This is a genomic window from Microbacterium mitrae, assembly GCF_008017445.1.
Classification (GTDB): domain Bacteria; phylum Actinomycetota; class Actinomycetes; order Actinomycetales; family Microbacteriaceae; genus Microbacterium; species Microbacterium mitrae.
Window position 1 is genome coordinate 251,888 of the sequence record NZ_VRSW01000002.1, and the last position, 16,149, is coordinate 268,036.

Here is a 16,149-nt window from a genome sequence, read left to right on the forward strand (position 1 = left end):
GCGGATCCATGCCGCGGGCCCGTGGGCGCGCGCCTAACCTCGCCCCCGGTTCCGCGCAGCCCCCGTGCGTGTCCCAAATGTCGGAACGGATGGTGTTCCTTCGGCGTGTGGGTGCGTTTTTCCGGCGTGTCGCGTCGGGGCGTCCGACATTTGGGAACGGGATGCCGGAACCGCGGGCTGACACCCAGCCCTTGGTTCCGCAGCCCTTGGTTCCGCGCCCCGGGCCCGTGGATGCCCGCCGAACGGCGCCCGTGGTTCCGCGAACCCGCCCCGGGTTTCCCAAATGTCGGAACGGATGGTGTTCGGTGGGTGCGTGGGAGCGTTTTTCCGGCGTGTCGCGCCGGGGCGTCCGACATTTGGGAACGTGAGAGCGGAACCAGGAGCAGGCACCCAGCCCTGGTTCCGATCGGAGGGGGCTAGGAGCCGAGGATCATGCGGGCGCGCGCCTTGTCGCCGCTGTCTCGCACGGCGACGGCGGCGTCCCACAATTGCTGCGGCTGGGCGAACTGATTGATTTCGATTCCGGAGAGGTAGGAACCGGCGACAACGAGATCGCGGTGCCGTGCGGCCACCAATCGCGGATACTGTAGGCGGACAAAGACGGCAAACGCGACTTCCATCAGCAGGAGAACTCCGGCGAGGAGCGGAAGCTCGACGAAAAAGTAGACCAGCGCGGCACCGAGAATACCGGCGCTAATGACCGCGCCGAGCAAGATCGCGATGGTTCGGCGCAGCTGTGCGGCCATCGCAATGGCCGTTTCGCCCCGCATCGGGTTGGGAATGAACATCGGCGCCTTCACTCAACGCCCCCAGCATCCGCAGAACCCGCACCGACACCCCCCGCATCCGCCGATGCCCCGGCAACACCGAGCACGTCAAACATCCACGCCAGTTCGTACGCGCGTTCGCGCCATGAGTTGTAGCGCCCGGTGACACCACCGTGCCCGGCGACCATCTCGCACTTCAACAGCACATCGGCGCCGACGTCGCGCAAGCGAGCGACCCACTTGGCCGGCTCCACATAGTAAACGCGAGTATCGTTGAGCGAGGTTACGGCGAGAATTCGCGGGTACGCGACGCCGTCGGCCACGTTCTCGTATGGCGTGTAGGACTTCATGTACTCATAGACGTCCGCGTTGTGCAGCGGGTCGCCCCATTCGTCCCATTCAATGACGGTGAGGGGGAGCGACGGGTCAAGAATCGTGGTCAGCGCATCGACAAACGGAACCGACGCCAACACGCCAGCGAACAGCTCGGGAGCGAGGTTCGCCACAGCACCCATCAGCAGGCCACCTGCACTGCCGCCTTCGGCAACCATGCGGTCAGGCGTCGTGACGCCCGACTCCACGAGATGCGTTCCCGCCGCGATGAAGTCGGTGAAGGTGTTCTTCTTGGCCATGAGCTTGCCGTCTTCGTACCAGGCTCGCCCCATCTCGCCGCCGCCGCGCACGTGCGCCACGGCGAAAATCACGCCGCGATCAAGCGCCGAGAGCCGCATTGATGAGAACCCCGGGTCGATGGAGTGCTCGTATGAACCGTAACCATAGAGGTGAACGGGGCGAGGCGTCGCCCCTGGCTCACCAAAAGAGCGCTTCCAGACGAGAGAGACCGGAACCTCGGTGCCGTCGGCTGCACGCGCCCAGACGCGAGATTGCCCGTAGTCAGCGGGGTCGTAGCCGCCCAACACCGGCTGCTGCTTGCGCAGGAACTTCTCGTCGGTCACTGGGTTCCAGTCGAAGACGGAACCAGGGGTGACGAATGACGCATAGCCGAAGCGAATGAGTTGCGGCGCCCACTCCGAGTTCCCGCTCACGCCAACGGCAAACAGCGGCTCATCAAATGAGACCTCATCGACCGAGCCCGTTGCGTGGTCGAGTTTGGCCATGCGAGCGAGCCCCTCGCGGCGATACTCCACGATCGTGAAATCACGGAAGCAGTCGACATCCAGAATGCGGGTGCCCGGGGTGTGCGGCATGACCACGGTCCGCTCACCGCGAGGATCGGCCGCGGCAACGCGCACGAGCTCGAAATCGAGCGCGCCGTCGTTATGCACAATAAACAGCACGTCTTCACCCTCGATCACGGCATGATCGACGCTATATTCCACGCCCTCCACCTGCGGCCACACGATCCGTGGTTCCGCCAGCAGGTCCGTCGAATCAAGCAGCAGCACCTCACTGGTGATCGATGAGCTTTGTCCGATCATGAGGTAACGGTCGGAGCGGCAGAATCCCGCGCCGACCCAGAATCGCTCGTCGGGCTGGTGAAACAGTCGTGTCGGCGCAGTCACATCGCCGCCGATGGTGTGCAGCCACACGGTGTCGGGGCGCCACGCCTCATCAACCGTCGTGTAGATGATGCCGAGGCCATCGGGGGTCAGCTCGGCGCCGCCCGCGGTGCCTTCGATCACATCGGCAAACGTTTCGCCGGATACAAGATCGCGCACTCGAATGGTGTACCGCTCATCTCCCGTGACATCCGTCGCCCACAGCATGCGGGTTCCGTCGCGCGAAATATCAAAGCTGCCGAGCGAGAAAAACTCGTGACCTTCGGCCTCGGCGTTGCCGTCGAACAGAATCTGCTCGCCCGGAACCTCGGCGTCGGGGGAGAGGACGGGCGGGGTCCAATCGTCGACCGAGCTGAGCGGCGCGCGGCACTGAATGCCATACTGCTGCCCCTCGACCGTACGGCCGTAGTACCACCACTGGCCCTTGCGGGTCGGAACCGACAGATCAGACTCCTGGGTGCGCGACTTGATCTCTTGGAAGATGGTTTCGCGCAACGGCTCGAGGTGCGCGGTCTCCTGTTCGGTGAACGCGTTCTCAGCGGTCAAGTGGGAGATGACCTCTTCGCTCTCCTTGTTGCGTAGCCACTCGTACGGATCCATAAAAGTATCGCCGTGGTGCGTGCGGGCCTGAGGATGCTGGCGCGCGCGAGGCGCTGAGAGTCGTTCAGTCACGCCTTAACGCTACCCGCTGGTAGCCAAAGGTCTAGTGTTGAGTTGACCAGATCGCATGGGGATGAAAAGATTTGATCTGGCCGGTTGCCGGTTCGTGAATTAACGGTGAACTCTTCGTTCGTCATGTCGGATTCTTCGACACCTCTTCCTCTTCATCCCCCCACGAAAGTCAACGGTGGAAACCGCAGCCTTAATTGTTGTGCTGGTCATCCTGCTGGCACTGTTTTTTGATTTCACAAACGGATTTCATGACACCGCGAACGCGATGGCAACGCCTATCGCGACGGGCGCCCTCAAGCCCAAGACGGCTGTCATCCTTGCCGCGCTCCTCAACCTGGTCGGCGCCTTCCTTTCAACCGAGGTCGCCAAGACCATCTCGGGCGGCATGATCAAAGAAGACGCGATCATGTCTGGCAGTAATGCCGCAACATTGTTCCCATCGCTCATCTTCGCCGGCCTCATCGGCGCAATCACGTGGAACATGTTGACCTGGTTGCTGGGTCTGCCGTCAAGCTCATCGCACGCCCTGTTCGGTGGTCTGATCGGTGCGACGCTCGTTGGTGCGGGCGCCATGGCGATTGACTTCGGCATCGTTGTCACCAAGGTCGTCTTGCCCGCGCTTATCGCGCCACTGACGGCTGGAATCATCGCGTTCGTCGCCACCAAGGTGGCGTACGGCATGACCCGACGCTACGACGGCAAGCCCGATGGCCGCGACGGCTTCCGTTGGGGGCAGATCTTCACGTCGAGCCTCGTGGCGCTGGCGCACGGAACCAACGACGCGCAGAAGACGATGGGTGTGATTACCCTCGCCCTGATCGCGATTGGCTGGCAGACCGCTTCACAGCCGCAGCTGTGGGTCATCGTTGCCTGTGCCGTAACCATCGCGCTCGGCACCTACATGGGCGGATGGCGCATCATCCGTACCCTCGGTAAGGGCCTCACCGACGTCAAGCCCGCTCAGGGATTCGCCGCAGAGTCTTCGACCTCTGCCACGATTCTTGCTTCGTCGGCGCTGGGCTTCGCGCTCTCGACCACGCAGGTGGCCTCGGGCTCCGTGATCGGCTCTGGTCTTGGCCGCCGCGGCTCCAAGGTTCGTTGGGGCACTGCCGGGCGCATCATGATCGGATGGGTGCTTACCCTGCCGGCCGCCGGTGGTGTCGGCGCGCTCGCCGCGCTCGTCGTCGTGTGGCTCGGAACCTGGGGTGTCGTTATTGACGCCATCATCGCGGTGGCCATCATCCTCGGTCTGTTCTGGCGTTCGCGTCAGGATGAGGTGCACTCCGGAAACGCCATGAGTGAGGTTGCCGACTCGGGCGCCGCGGTCAAGGTGAAGAAGAACCCGCCGCCCACGCGCCGCCAGCGCATGATCTTGCAGGCCGAGAAGGCTGCCAAGAAGGCGGAGAAGCGGGCCCAAGACAAGCACCACGCCGCCGATGTGCTTCGCGAGAAAGAACGCCAAGACGCCGAGCGGAAGGCGGCCAAGAAGTCGCCGTCAACGGCGCCGACCAAGACCGAAGATAGAGGCTCGCGATGAACATCGTCATTGACTGGGGAGCTTTTGCTCAGGTCTTCGCCGCCGCCTTCGTTGGTGCCACCGTTCTCGTGCTGTTCTACTCGATGGGATTGCGGCTTCTGGTTCGCGCCGGCCGCGCGCCCGTCGTCGGCCCGGCCGAATTCACCGACGCCATCTCCGTCATCACCGAGAAGGAGCGCGAGCGCGCCGCAAAGGCCGCCGCAAAGGCTGCTAAGCGTAGCCCGCTGACCGACGGTCAGAAGAACCTCGCACTGGTTGGCGCCTACGCCTGCTTCGCCGTGTGCGCGGGAGCCGTCATTTTTGCGATCACGCTGATCGTGGTCAATCACTAAGCACATCAATCGTGGTTAATCACTAAGCACATTGATCGATCAAAGCGCCACGGGGTTAAGAACGCCGTGGCGCTTTGTCGTGCAATCGTGCCACTATCGTGCATCACTCACGATGGCGGGCATCGGGAGCAATTGTGAGGTCAATACCGAGATAGGGTTGTACTACCCTCCCCACATTGGCCGCGACCCACAAGGAAGCAACATTGGACGCAACGATGCGCACTCGTACCGAATCTGACTCCCTGGGATCCCTCGAGATCCCCGCTGATGCCTACTGGGGCATCCATACGGCGCGAGCGCAGGAGAACTTCCCGATCGCGAAGCGCCCGATCTCGGTGTATCCGGATCTTGTTCGCGGACTCGCGATGGTGAAGCAGGCCTCTGCTCGTGCAAACGCCGAGATCGGCGTGCTGTCGCAGGAGAAGGCAGACCTCATCGACGCCGCCGCCCAGCGCGTTATCGATGGTGAGTTCCACGATGAATTCACCGTTGGTGTGATTCAGGGTGGCGCCGGAACCTCGTCGAACATGAACGCGAACGAGGTCATCACCAACATTGCGTTGGAGATGGCTGGCCGCGAGAAGGGCGACTACGCTTTTCTGTCGCCAATCGACGACACCAACCGCAGCCAGTCGACCAACGACGTCTACCCGACGGCGATCAAGATTGGGCTGTCGCTCACGCTGCTGAGCCTGCTGGAAGAGCTGGCGTTGCTGCGCAAGAGCTTCCTCGACAAGGCCGTCGAATTCCACGACATTCTCAAGGTGGGGCGTACCCAGCTGCAGGACGCGGTTCCGATGACCCTTGGTCAGGAGTTCCACGGCTTCGCAACGACACTCGGCGAGGACTACAGCCGTATGTCGGAGAACGCGAAGCTGCTCACCGAGATCAACATGGGTGCCACCGCTATCGGCACCGGCATCACGGCGCACCCGCAGTACGCGGCTGTCGTGCTGCGCCACCTGAACGACATCACCGGCCTTGAGCTGGAGACGGCAACCGACCTCGTGGAGTCCACGAGCGACACCGGTGCTTTCATGTCGTTCTCGGCATCGCTCAAGCGCAATGCCATCAAGCTGTCCAAGATCTGCAACGACCTGCGTCTGCTGTCATCTGGTCCGCAGGCCGGTCTTGGCGAGATCAACCTGCCGGCTCGTCAGGCCGGCTCATCGATCATGCCTGGCAAGGTCAACCCCGTGATCCCCGAGGTCGTAAACCAGGTCGCGTTTGCGGTTGCTGGCTCCGATGTCACGGTGACGATGGCTGTTGAGGGTGGTCAGCTTCAGCTGAACGCTTTCGAGCCGGTCATCGCGCACTCGATCTTCCAGTCGATCACCTGGATGCGCCAGGCAATGTGGACGCTGCGCGTCAACTGCATCGATGGCATCACCGCGAACCGCGAGCGCCTTGGCGCGATGGTGGGCTCGTCGGTTGGTGTTGTGACAGCCCTGACGCCGTTCATCGGTTACGCATCGGCTGCGGCTCTCGCAAAGACCGCGCTCATGACCGGACACAACATCGCTGACCTGGTTGTTGAAGCCGGCCTGATGTCGCGGGAAGAGGTCATGAAGCAGATTTCGCCAGCACGCCTGTCGGGCTTGGAGACGATTACCGCCTCCGTGCCGATCGTGCAGCCGGCCGAGAACGTCATCACCAGCGACGACGTCGCAGGCTAACGATTCGCTGTTAAACAAAAGTGGGTCTCACCGCGTAGGTGAGGCCCACTTTTTGTTGCCCTGCGTCAGTCGGTAATGCGGCAGTGCGTGGTGAGCTCGCCAATGCCGTCGATACCCACGGTGACGGTGGAACGGTCGCGCAAGAAAATCTGCGGGTCGCGTGAGTATCCGGCACCTCCCGGGCTCCCGGTCGAAATCAAGGTTCCGGGTTGCAGCGTTACCGACTGCGAGAGGTGCGCGATGAGTGTGGCGACCGACCGCACCATCTGATCAGTCGACGCGTCTTGAACCGTGTGGCCATCAACGACCGCCCAGATGTGCAGATCTTGCGGGTTGGGAATTTCGTCGCGCGTGACGACGACAGGGCCGGTCGGGGTAAAGCCGTCGAACGACTTGCACCGGCTCCACTGGGCCTCGGAGAATTGAATATCTCGCGCCGTGATGTCGTTGACGACCGTGTAGCCCCACACGTAGTCCAGGGCATCTTCTGCTGCGACGTTGAGGGCCGGCCGGCCGATGATGACGCCGAGCTCGGCCTCGTAGTCAACCGATTCGCTGAGTGATCGTGGCCAGATGGTGGTCTGTCCGTTGCCGGTAAGCGAGTTCGGCCACAGCGTGAACACGGTCGGCGCGCTGTCGGTCTTGAGGCCGAGCTCAGACGAGTGTGCGGCGTAGTTCAGGCCGACGGCAAGCACCGCGGGGGGTGCGAGTACCGCAGAGGCGAAGCCGAGGCCGTCGATCGGAACCGTGGATGCGGTAAGAGAAGCCTCGCGGACGATCTCGAGAAGCTCGTCTCCGCCGGCGATCAATTCGTTCAGGGTTGAGGGGGCGCCGATGAACAATTCAGACACGACGATCGCGGTGTCATCGTTGTTCAGCGCGCACAACTGGGGATCCGTACCGGAGATTCCGGTCAGGTGGGCAAAACGCATTCTTCTAACCTATCCCGCGCGAGCACCATCACGGGCTGTAGGTTTGTGCCATGACGTATGGCAATGGTTTGACACCGCCAACGGGGGACTACGGCTATCAGCCACAATATGCATCTCCGATGGCGCAACCCCAGTGGGGTCACCCAGCAACAATTTCCCAGGCACCCGTGCCGCCGGTCAACGTTTTCGCAAACGTGACGATGAAGTCGGGTCGCCATGTTCCGTGGTGGCTATGGATCATTCTCGGATTCATTCTCATCCTGGTGATCGCCTACTTCATTTCGGGGCTCGGCCAGGGTGCTTCAACCCTCGGGTTCATCATGGCGTTGGCGCCGCTTGCGATCGTCATCAGCGGCGTATACCTTGTTGACCGGTGGGAACCAGAGCCGCTGCGTTTGCTGATATTTGCTCTCGCGTGGGGCGGCATCGTCAGCATCGCGCTCACGCTGCTTGTCGCGATGGCCACCGACCCAATGATTCCGTCTGACCCCGAGGAGGCGGCCTTCGTCAGCGCCGTCATTCGCGCACCGATTGTCGAGGAGATCAGCAAGGGGCTGGGCCTCCTGCTCATCATGGTGATCGGAAAGCGTGCGCTTGATGGTCCGATCGATGGGGTGGTCTACGGCGCACTGGTGGGTGCGGGCTTCGCGTTCACCGAAAACATTCAGTACTTCGGTGTGCAGTTCATGACCGGTGGTTCCGAAAGCCTCGGCCCGATCTTCTTCATGCGCGGCATTCTGTCGCCGTTCTGCCATGCCATGTTCACTGCTTGCACCGGGTACGCGCTCGGCCTGGCGTCACGCAAGGGGCGTCAGGGGGCGGCCGTTCTCCCCATGTTCTTTGTCGGCTTGCTTGCCGCCATTGCCCTGCACGCGCTGTGGAATGGTTCCACCTTCGTCGGCGAACCCGGCACCTTTTTCGTGCTGTACGGCGTGATCCAGGTTCCGCTTTTCATCACGTTCATCGTGGTGATCCGCTGGCTCAAGGTCGAAGAGGCGCGACTCACGCGTGCCCGTCTGGGCGACTATGCGATGGCGGGGTGGTTTACCCCGCAAGAGGTCGACATGCTTGCCACGAAGTCGGGGCGAGTGGCAGCCAAGCGCTGGGCTCGCAGCTTGCCGGGCGATCGCACGAAGGTGATGAAGCGATTCATCATCGACGCGAATGAACTCGCGGCGACGCGTCAGCGAGCCATCTCCGGCCGTGACCCGCAGGCCGGAATCGATGAGCACGTGCTGCTACAGCGCACGATGGCGACCAGAAACCAACTGCTGTCACGCTGATCCGCACGGCAAAAAAGACTCAGCACCCGGTGCTGCGGCGAAGCCTGCAAGTCCTCCGAGTGCTGAGTTGATCTGCCAACAGAATGCGCCTGGCTCGGAACAATGTCAAGGCTTTCAAAGATTTTGGTGAGAACTGCCGTTCACACTTTGACCCGAGCGCCTCATCGCGATTGGATTGAGACATGACAAACCTTACGAAGCCTGAGTTCGATGCTCCCGAGGGTCCCGCGCCCACCGAGCTCGTCATTCGCGACATCGTCGTGGGTGACGGCGCCGAGGCTCAGCCCGGCGATAACGTCACCGTTCACTACGCTGGCGTCGAGTACGAGACCGGCGAAGAGTTCGACTCGTCGTGGGGCCGCGGCGAGACGATTCAGTTTCCGCTTCGCGGCCTGATCCAGGGGTGGCAGGATGGCATCCCCGGCATGAAGGTCGGCGGTCGCCGCGAGCTCGTGATCCCGCCGCACCTCGCATACGGCCCTGCTGGTTCCGGTCACTTCCTCGGCGGCAAGACCCTGATCTTCATCATCGATCTGATTGCCGTCGGCTAAGACGAAATCCCAACACCCCTCGGCGCATGCCGGGGGGTGTTTTTCTTGGCGCGTGTCGCCTCTGTTAGCGTTGCGGAATGGCCAGCGGAACCATCAGCGACGTACAGCGCGCGCGTCGCGTGCTGACGTTTGGCGTTTGCGGTTCTGGCAAGTCGATGCTCGCCCAGCAGATTGCCGACCGGATCGGCGTTGGGTATGTCTCGATCGATGACTTCTGCTGGGACCCCGGCTGGGTTCAGGCCTCGCCCGAGGAACTCGATGCACGGGTCATTCCGGTGCTACAACGAGACGCCTACGCGGTTGACTCGGTGTATCGGCGGCACAATGCGCTCGCTCTCGAACGGGTCGATGTGATCGTCGGTTTGGACTACCCGCGCCTCGTTTCTCTCGCGCGCCTGCTTCGTCGTACCGTCCGCCGAGTGATTCGCCGGGAACCGTGCTGCAACGGCAACATCGAGACGTTGGGTCGCGCTCTCAGTCGCGACTCCATCATCGCCTGGCACTTTCGTTCGTTCGCATCTAAACGTGAACGCATCCGCGAGTGGGAGGCGAACCCCATGGTTCCGCCCGTCGTGAGACTGAAACGACCTCGTGACGCCGAGGCGCTTCTGGCGGCGCTGGCACCGCTTTAGGGCTTCGGATCGCGAGCGTCGTAGGAGCGGAACGAGGCGCTGGCGCGCAACAGCGTTGCTACGAGAACCACGATGATGATGCCGCCCAGGAGTGGCGGCACCCAGATGGCGCCGATGGTGGCAAGCGTGCCCATGTAGAGCGCGCCAAGGCGCGGGCCGCCGGTCACCACGACGGTAAAGACACCCTGCAACCGACCGCGCATGGAGTCGGGCACGGCGGCCTGCATCATCGTATTGCGGAAGATCGCGCTGACGTTATCGGCTGCGCCGGCAATCGCTAGGAATAGGCAGGCCAGCGCGATCAGCGCGATATTGGCGTGGGTTTCGTCGACGATGTCAGGCGCGAAGACTCCCCAGGTGGCGAGGAGGAGCACGGCACCGAACAGCGCCGTCGCGATACCGAACACGATGATGGAGTTGGCGATGCCAACGCCCTGCCAGCGAACACGGCCGAAGGGTCCGGAGAAGATGCTGCAGATGAAGGCGCCCGCGGCGATGGATGCGGTGAGCACGCCAACGGTGACGGAACCGCCGCCGAGGATGATGGCGCCGACGGCGGGAAAGAGCGCAACGGGGTGCCCGAAAGTCATCGCGATGATGTCCATCACGTACTGCATGCGAATGTTGGGGGAGGTGCGGATGAAGTTCCAGCCGTCAACCAGGGAGCGCAGGCCCGGGCGCACCGTCTCGCCCTCAGGGGGTAGATGCGGCAAGGTCCATAGCCCGAGAAACAGAAACGACATGAGCGCCACGTCGATCGTGTAGGTCCAGGCGTAGTCGGTGAAGGCAACGAGCAGGCCACCGAGCGCGGGGCCGGCCATGACCATGATGCCGACGGTGATGCCCTGCAGCGCGGAGGCGGCGGGCAACAGGTCGCGCGGGATGAGACGGGGCACGATGGCGGCGCGGGTTGCCATGACGATCGAGTTCGCGGCCGAATTGATGATGGAGAGGATGTATAGCGACGCTTCTGTGGTGTTGTGACTCCAGGCCAGCGCTGCCAGCACAATTGTCGACCCCAAGGTGACTATGGCGGCGAGCAGCGCAACGGTGCGACGGTCAAACGCGTCTGCCAACATGCCGCCGTAGAGGCCGGCAACGATCATGGGCACGAGCCCGGCGACGGCGATCATCGACACCGCGAACGTCGACTCGGTGAGCTCGTACATGTGCAGCATCACGGCAACAAGTGTCATCTGGCCGCCGAGGCCCGCCAGGGTGGAACCAACCCACATGCGCGCGAACGCAGGGCTGGCCTTGAAAGGGCGCAGGTCGATGAACGCGCCGCGATGTTCGGTCATGCGTGTGAAGCTCCGAGGAGGTAGGCGATGGCGTCGTCGGTGGAGTCGACCAGCTGTAGATGTGCTTGCATGTCTCGCCCGGCGGCGAGCGCGGTCAACAGCGGCCAAGCAGGGAGGGTTGAGTTCCACTGCTCGCGTCCGACGAGCACCATCGGCGCAGTGTTTTCGGAGGCCGCGTAGTAGTTTTCGCACGCGTCCATGAACACTTCAGACACGGTTCCGGCCGCCCCGGCGAGGTAGATGATGCCGCCCTGGCAGCGCTCAAGCAGCGTGGCCTCGCGCAGCGGATTGGCGAAGTACTTCGCGATGACCGAGGCGAATTGATTGGGCGGTTCGTGGCCGTAAAACCACGTCGGAATGCCGACAGACCGTACGGTGTCGTCGGTACGCGGCCATTGCGCGCGCACGGCGGCGGCCGCATTCGCCCACGCATTGATATCAGGCTCAAACGTCGGCGCGGTGGCGAGAATCTCGAGCGCCTGCGGGAGGGCATCGTCTTCGTGCGGCGCCAGCCAGGCGCCAAGGTTGGCCGCCTCCATCGCTCCGGGTCCGCCGCCGGTGAACACCGTGTACCCGGCCCGTGCCAGACCGCGGCCGAGGTGGGCCGCGTCGGCGTAGGCGTCTGAGCCGCGGACGGCGCCGTGCCCGCCCATGACCCCGACCCGCCGACGTACCGGAACCGCCGCCAAGGCTTCGCCGAGCGACTCGGTGATGGCGTGATCGTGAAGCGCCGTCGCAATGGAACCAATGATGCTGGGGGATTGCTGTTGGCTTCGACTCCACGCGTAAACGCGAGCGTCAAAACTCGCGGCGTACGTCGGCGCGTCATAGAGTTCGGCAGCGGAATATGGCTCGGTGCGGTACGGATCAAACGGCACGGCGGGAATCTCGGGAAACACGAGAGCGCCGCGAGATTGAAGGTCGGCGCTCACACCCGGAGCAAGCTCGCACCCCAGAAACAGTGCGCCCAGCACGCTCACTCGCTGAAGTTCGGCCGTGCGGGCGCGCAGGTCGATGGATTGCATGGTCACGCCGCTGAGCGTCTCACGGTGCGCCACCAAATGATCGAAATCGGCGAGCGTCTCAATATCGATGTGATGTCTGGTCATGAACGCCTCATCGGTGCGCGTACGGGCATTCTTTGAGCCTAGCGGTGCGGCTGTGAGGCAAAGGCGCGAGTGGTGCTCGGGAGGGTCATCATGCGATAGACTCTTGAGGTTGCCGTTTGATCGGCCGCGGATAAAGAGAGCTCGCACACACTGTGACGAGCGCCGCGCAGCTAACAGAGAGGGGATCGGTTCTATGGCACTCGAAGCAGACGTCAAGAAGGCGATCATGGAAGAGTACGCAACGCACCCCGGTGACACCGGTTCCCCCGAGGTGCAGGTTGCAATGCTGACGCAGCGCATCAAGGACCTCACCGAGCACCTGAAGGAGCACAAGCACGACCACCACTCGCGTCGTGGTCTGTTCCTGCTCGTCGGTCAGCGCCGTCGCCTGCTGGGTTACCTGCAGGATGTTGACATCAACCGTTACCGCTCGCTGATCGAGCGTCTCGGTCTGCGTCGATAAGCAGCACCCGCGTACAATCGCGCAAAACATTCTTGGAGAGCCGCCCCCGGGTGTGGGGCGGCTCTCGTTTTGTATAGCGGCGCGTTCCGCACGGCGCCTCCGGTGTTGCGGCGTGGTTCCGTGGTTCCGCGGTTCCGCGGTTCCGTTCCGGCGCTGCGTGCGAGCTTTTTCGGCGTAGGGCGTGTGATCGTTCCCAAATGTCGGACCGGAGTGGCCGGGGTGCCTGTGACACGCCGGGCAGCTCGGCGTGTCGCGCCAACTCGTCCGACATTTGGGAACTGGCGTCCGCGCGGGGCGCCGGAACCAGAGGGTGCGGACCCGTGGGGTAGTGCGGCCGCGAGTGCCCTGGTTCCGCGGCACCGTGGTTCCGGTCCACTGTTGCGTGCGAGCTTTCCGGGGTCGGAGGGAGTGATCGTTCCCAAATGTCGGACCGGAGTCACTGGGGTGCCTGTGACACGCCGGGCAGGTCGGCGTGTCGCGCCAACTCGTCCGACATTTGGGAACTGGCGGCCGCGAGTGGGGCGCCGGAACCACGGGGACTGGAGCCACAAGGGCCGGAACCAGAGGGTGCGGACCCGTGGGGCAGTGCGGCCGCGAGTGCCCTGGTTCCGCGGCACCGTGGTTCCGGTCCACTGTTGCCTGCGAGCTTTCCGGGGTGGGAGGGGGCGATCGTTCCCAAATGTCGAACCTGAGTGGCCGGGGTGCCTGTGACACGCCGGGCAGGTCGGCGTGTCGCGCCAACTCGTCCGACATTTGGGAACTGGCGCGCGAACGGGGCGCCGGAATCGCGGACGCCGCAACCGCAGAGGGCGGAACCAGGGGCTGCGGGGGTTACGGGCGTTGGGGGGCGTAGAGGGCAACGGGGGAGCGGTGCAGCGATGCGGTGGTGATGATCGCCAGGACGAATGCGACGGCGGCCAGGACCATCAGCGCTAGCGACCACGAATCGGTGGCCGCGTACAGCACTCCGATCAAAAAAGAGCCTGCCCCGGCAATGGCATAGCCAACGCCTTGGGCGATGGCAGAGAGGGTTCCGGCAGAAGCCGGGTCGGCCGCCAACCGCACGATAAGTGCGAGCACGAGACCGAACGCACCGGATTGCACCGCCCCGAGAATTCCGACGATGACGAGGTAGGGGCCATCCGCGCTGGCGAGCCACACCAGCGCGGCGCTTGTGATCACACCGAGCGCTGGTGCGCAGATCGCGATCAGCCCGCGGTGTTGCGCGACGATGGGCATCACCAGCGTCGGGAGGAGGCCGATCAGGCTAAACCACGCCAACAACGATCCCGCGTCAGCGGGTGTGACCCCGCGTGAAATCAGGAGTTGGGGCAGGTACGCGGTGACCGCAAAGTACAGCAACGCCTGGAGGCCAAACACACCGGTCACAAGTGCGATCGTCACCGTTTGTGAAGAGTCGCGAGGCAGTCGTATCAGGCGCAAGGAGCGCTGCACGGGCTGGCGCCGCCCCACCGCGAGCATGACGACGGCAGCAAGTGCCGCGGGTGCTGCCCACAGTGCTAGCGATACCGAGACGCTGTCGCCGGAGGGGTGGTACAGCGGAATCGCGAGGCTTGCGCCGAGCGCGGCGCCAACGCCGAACGACATGCTGCTCAGGCCCACCCAGATTCCGCCAGCCGCGAGCGACTTGAGATATTGCGGCAAGAGGGTGCCTGCCGCCATGATTGCGGCCCCCGCGACAAAGGTTCCGACCAACAACGCCGGCGTGCCGAGCCCGCGCAGCAGGAGCGCGACGGCGAGCGCGGCCATCGTCAGCGCCAGGGCGCGCGTCACACCAAATCGTCTCGCGAGTAGCGGGCCAAGCGGCGCGGTTGCCCCAAAAGCAATGACGGGCAGTGTCGCGAGTGCCGAGGCCCAGAAGGAGTTCAGCGCATACGCCGCCTGCGTCTCCTGTAGCAACGCGGCGACGGTCGTGATGGCCGGGCGCAGGTTGATGCCCACCAGAAGGGCCGCGCCCAAAGCGAGCGCAGGTGAGGCGACCCGCCAGAGTGCAGGCGAGGCGACCCGCCCCCGCGCGCCCGAGGCGACCCGCCCGAGTGCAGCGGAGTCGCCCCGCCCGCGCGCGGAGTTAGAGCCCCGCGACACGAAGAGCGTCGGCGACGACGCGACCATCGTGGATGACCGTGCGATCCGTGCTTCGATCCATGACGGCGCTGGTGGGCGTCTCACCCTCGACAATCAGCAGATCTGCGCGGTCGCCCACCGAGGTTCCGTGGTGCTGCCCAACCCCCGTCACCCGCGGCTCCGCATGCGACATGATCGAGGCACCACCCAGGGTCGCAACGGCCAGCGCCAGTTCGATGTGATCATCGCGGCGATATCCGTTGGTAAACGCGAGTTGCCAGGTTCGATCAAGCATGTCTCCATTGCCGTAGGGGCTCCAGTAGTCGCGCTGGCCATCTTCGCCCAGACCAACGCGGACGCCTGCCTCGGTCAGCGCGAGGAGAGACAGGTGCGTTGACGTTGACGGAGCGATGGTTGCCATGGCGATATCGAGCTCGGCGAACTCATCAATGAGGCGCCGGCTGACTGCCTCGCTGACACCACCCAAGCCATAAGCGTGCGACATAGTGACTTTGCCCTGCATGCCGAGAGCACGCGTGCGTTCCATGACGAGGTCGGTGCTGAACACGCCAAGCTCGCCCGGCTCGTGCAGGTGAATATCGACCTCCACCTGATACTTCTCGGCCAGCCCAAAAACGATGTCGAGGTGCTTCGACGGATCCCTGTCAAGCTGACAGGGGTCGATGCCGCCCATCACATCGGCGCCCTGGCGCAGCGACTCCTCAAGATAGGGGATCGTGCCCTCTTCGCGCAGAATCCCGGCTTGCGGAAAGGTCATCACCTGCACATCGGCGTGCTCGCGAAACCGCTCCTTCGCCGCCATCACGGCATCAAACTTCTCCAGCTCGCAGTCCACATCAACCTGAGCGTAGGCGCGCACTCGCGTGGTTCCGCGCGCGATCATCGTCTCGAGCGTGCCCGCGACTCGCGTCGGCAAATCGATCTCTGCGGTGCGCCAGTTGTTGCGGTCGTTCATCATCATTCCCCATACGCCCGGCGCACCGGTGTGGGGGCGAAACGGGAGCCCGATGCGAGTCGAGTCGAGGTGTACGTGCACGTCGCTGAACGATGGCAGCAACAGGCGTCCGCGCCCATCGACATCGCCGGCGCTGCGCGGTGCATCCGCATCGTGGGGGCGCAGCTCTGCGATGACGCCGTCGGTGATGACCACGTCGTGTGCCGCGGCACCCCACGGGCGAACGTTGCGAATAAGGATGGCTTCCTTTCCGCTGAGTCGATCATCGACAAGCATTAGATGTATACCAGAATGACACAAACACGTGTCCGGT

Annotated in this window: 14 protein-coding genes; 7 read left to right on the top strand and 7 right to left on the bottom strand. The window is 63.6% G+C overall.

Annotation, left to right across the window (positions count from 1 at the left end; all coding sequences use genetic code 11):
- Window positions 1-416 precede the first annotated feature (416 nt).
- Both FVP60_RS08040 and FVP60_RS08045 read right to left on the bottom strand, forming a co-directional pair.
- Complete coding sequence (locus FVP60_RS08040) at window positions 417-788, bottom strand: hypothetical protein (RefSeq protein WP_147825750.1); 372 nt, start codon at window positions 786-788, stop codon at window positions 417-419.
- Between the two features lie 8 nt (window positions 789-796).
- Window positions 797-2,959: a S9 family peptidase gene (locus FVP60_RS08045; RefSeq protein WP_281289122.1), complete on the bottom strand. Its 2,163-nt coding sequence runs from the start codon at window positions 2,957-2,959 to the stop codon at window positions 797-799.
- A gap of 175 nt (window positions 2,960-3,134) precedes the next feature.
- Between FVP60_RS08045 and FVP60_RS08050 the strand changes: the two genes are divergently transcribed.
- From FVP60_RS08050 to FVP60_RS08060, 3 genes are all read left to right on the top strand, one after another.
- On the top strand, window positions 3,135-4,496 hold the full coding sequence (locus FVP60_RS08050; RefSeq protein ID WP_147825751.1) for an inorganic phosphate transporter: 1,362 nt from the start codon (window positions 3,135-3,137) through the stop codon (window positions 4,494-4,496).
- Window positions 4,493-4,828, top strand: coding sequence for a peptidase (locus FVP60_RS08055; RefSeq protein ID WP_147825752.1), 336 nt, complete (start codon window positions 4,493-4,495; stop codon window positions 4,826-4,828). The genes FVP60_RS08050 and FVP60_RS08055 overlap by 4 nt, the downstream gene beginning before the upstream one ends.
- 215 nt (window positions 4,829-5,043) lie before the next feature.
- Window positions 5,044-6,504 (top strand): aspartate ammonia-lyase, encoded by a 1,461-nt coding sequence (locus FVP60_RS08060; protein ID WP_147825753.1) that lies wholly within the window; start codon window positions 5,044-5,046, stop codon window positions 6,502-6,504.
- A gap of 65 nt (window positions 6,505-6,569) precedes the next feature.
- On the opposite strand, the gene FVP60_RS08065 is transcribed toward FVP60_RS08060, so the two are convergent.
- On the bottom strand, window positions 6,570-7,436 hold the full coding sequence (locus FVP60_RS08065) for a fumarylacetoacetate hydrolase family protein (protein ID WP_147825754.1): 867 nt from the start codon (window positions 7,434-7,436) through the stop codon (window positions 6,570-6,572).
- A gap of 50 nt (window positions 7,437-7,486) precedes the next feature.
- Here FVP60_RS08065 and FVP60_RS08070 point away from each other — a divergent pair, with 50 nt between their 5' ends.
- The 3 genes from FVP60_RS08070 (at window position 7,487) to FVP60_RS08080 (ending at window position 9,902) form a co-directional block, all read left to right on the top strand.
- On the top strand, window positions 7,487-8,719 hold the full coding sequence (locus tag FVP60_RS08070; RefSeq protein ID WP_147825755.1) for a PrsW family intramembrane metalloprotease: 1,233 nt from the start codon (window positions 7,487-7,489) through the stop codon (window positions 8,717-8,719).
- Between the two features lie 182 nt (window positions 8,720-8,901).
- Complete coding sequence (locus tag FVP60_RS08075; RefSeq protein ID WP_147825756.1) at window positions 8,902-9,270, top strand: FKBP-type peptidyl-prolyl cis-trans isomerase; 369 nt, start codon at window positions 8,902-8,904, stop codon at window positions 9,268-9,270.
- Between the two features lie 77 nt (window positions 9,271-9,347).
- Window positions 9,348-9,902 (top strand): P-loop NTPase family protein, encoded by a 555-nt coding sequence (locus FVP60_RS08080; protein WP_187240610.1) that lies wholly within the window; start codon window positions 9,348-9,350, stop codon window positions 9,900-9,902.
- On the opposite strand, the gene FVP60_RS08085 is transcribed toward FVP60_RS08080, so the two are convergent.
- Window positions 9,899-11,203, bottom strand: a complete 1,305-nt coding sequence (locus FVP60_RS08085; RefSeq protein WP_147825757.1) for an MFS transporter — start codon at window positions 11,201-11,203, stop codon at window positions 9,899-9,901. The genes FVP60_RS08080 and FVP60_RS08085 overlap by 4 nt on opposite strands.
- Complete coding sequence (locus tag FVP60_RS08090; RefSeq protein WP_147825758.1) at window positions 11,200-12,312, bottom strand: LOG family protein; 1,113 nt, start codon at window positions 12,310-12,312, stop codon at window positions 11,200-11,202. The genes FVP60_RS08085 and FVP60_RS08090 overlap by 4 nt, the downstream gene beginning before the upstream one ends.
- Before the next feature lie 193 nt (window positions 12,313-12,505).
- Between FVP60_RS08090 and rpsO the strand changes: the two genes are divergently transcribed.
- Window positions 12,506-12,775, top strand: coding sequence for a 30S ribosomal protein S15 (gene rpsO, locus FVP60_RS08095; RefSeq protein WP_147825759.1), 270 nt, complete (start codon window positions 12,506-12,508; stop codon window positions 12,773-12,775).
- An 831-nt stretch (window positions 12,776-13,606) separates the two neighbouring features.
- On the opposite strand, the gene FVP60_RS08100 is transcribed toward rpsO, so the two are convergent.
- Window positions 13,607-14,755 (bottom strand): MFS transporter, encoded by a 1,149-nt coding sequence (locus FVP60_RS08100; RefSeq protein ID WP_147825760.1) that lies wholly within the window; start codon window positions 14,753-14,755, stop codon window positions 13,607-13,609.
- A 109-nt stretch (window positions 14,756-14,864) separates the two neighbouring features.
- Entirely contained in the window at window positions 14,865-16,112 is a 1,248-nt protein-coding gene (locus FVP60_RS08105) for an amidohydrolase family protein (protein ID WP_222705909.1), read from the bottom strand.
- Window positions 16,113-16,149: the final 37 nt, after the last annotated feature.

Coding starts and splice junctions, on each gene's coding strand:
- FVP60_RS08105 (WP_222705909.1), bottom strand. CDS start 16,112: ATGCTTGTCGATGATCGACTCAGCGGAAAGGAAGCCATCCTTATTCGC.
- rpsO (WP_147825759.1), top strand. CDS start 12,506: ATGGCACTCGAAGCAGACGTCAAGAAGGCGATCATGGAAGAGTACGCA.
- FVP60_RS08070 (WP_147825755.1), top strand. CDS start 7,487: ATGACGTATGGCAATGGTTTGACACCGCCAACGGGGGACTACGGCTAT.
- FVP60_RS08075 (WP_147825756.1), top strand. CDS start 8,902: ATGACAAACCTTACGAAGCCTGAGTTCGATGCTCCCGAGGGTCCCGCG.
- FVP60_RS08065 (WP_147825754.1), bottom strand. CDS start 7,436: ATGCGTTTTGCCCACCTGACCGGAATCTCCGGTACGGATCCCCAGTTG.
- FVP60_RS08060 (WP_147825753.1), top strand. CDS start 5,044: ATGCGCACTCGTACCGAATCTGACTCCCTGGGATCCCTCGAGATCCCC.
- FVP60_RS08090 (WP_147825758.1), bottom strand. CDS start 12,312: ATGACCAGACATCACATCGATATTGAGACGCTCGCCGATTTCGATCAT.
- FVP60_RS08080 (WP_187240610.1), top strand. CDS start 9,348: ATGGCCAGCGGAACCATCAGCGACGTACAGCGCGCGCGTCGCGTGCTG.
- FVP60_RS08085 (WP_147825757.1), bottom strand. CDS start 11,203: ATGACCGAACATCGCGGCGCGTTCATCGACCTGCGCCCTTTCAAGGCC.
- FVP60_RS08040 (WP_147825750.1), bottom strand. CDS start 788: ATGTTCATTCCCAACCCGATGCGGGGCGAAACGGCCATTGCGATGGCC.
- FVP60_RS08055 (WP_147825752.1), top strand. CDS start 4,493: ATGAACATCGTCATTGACTGGGGAGCTTTTGCTCAGGTCTTCGCCGCC.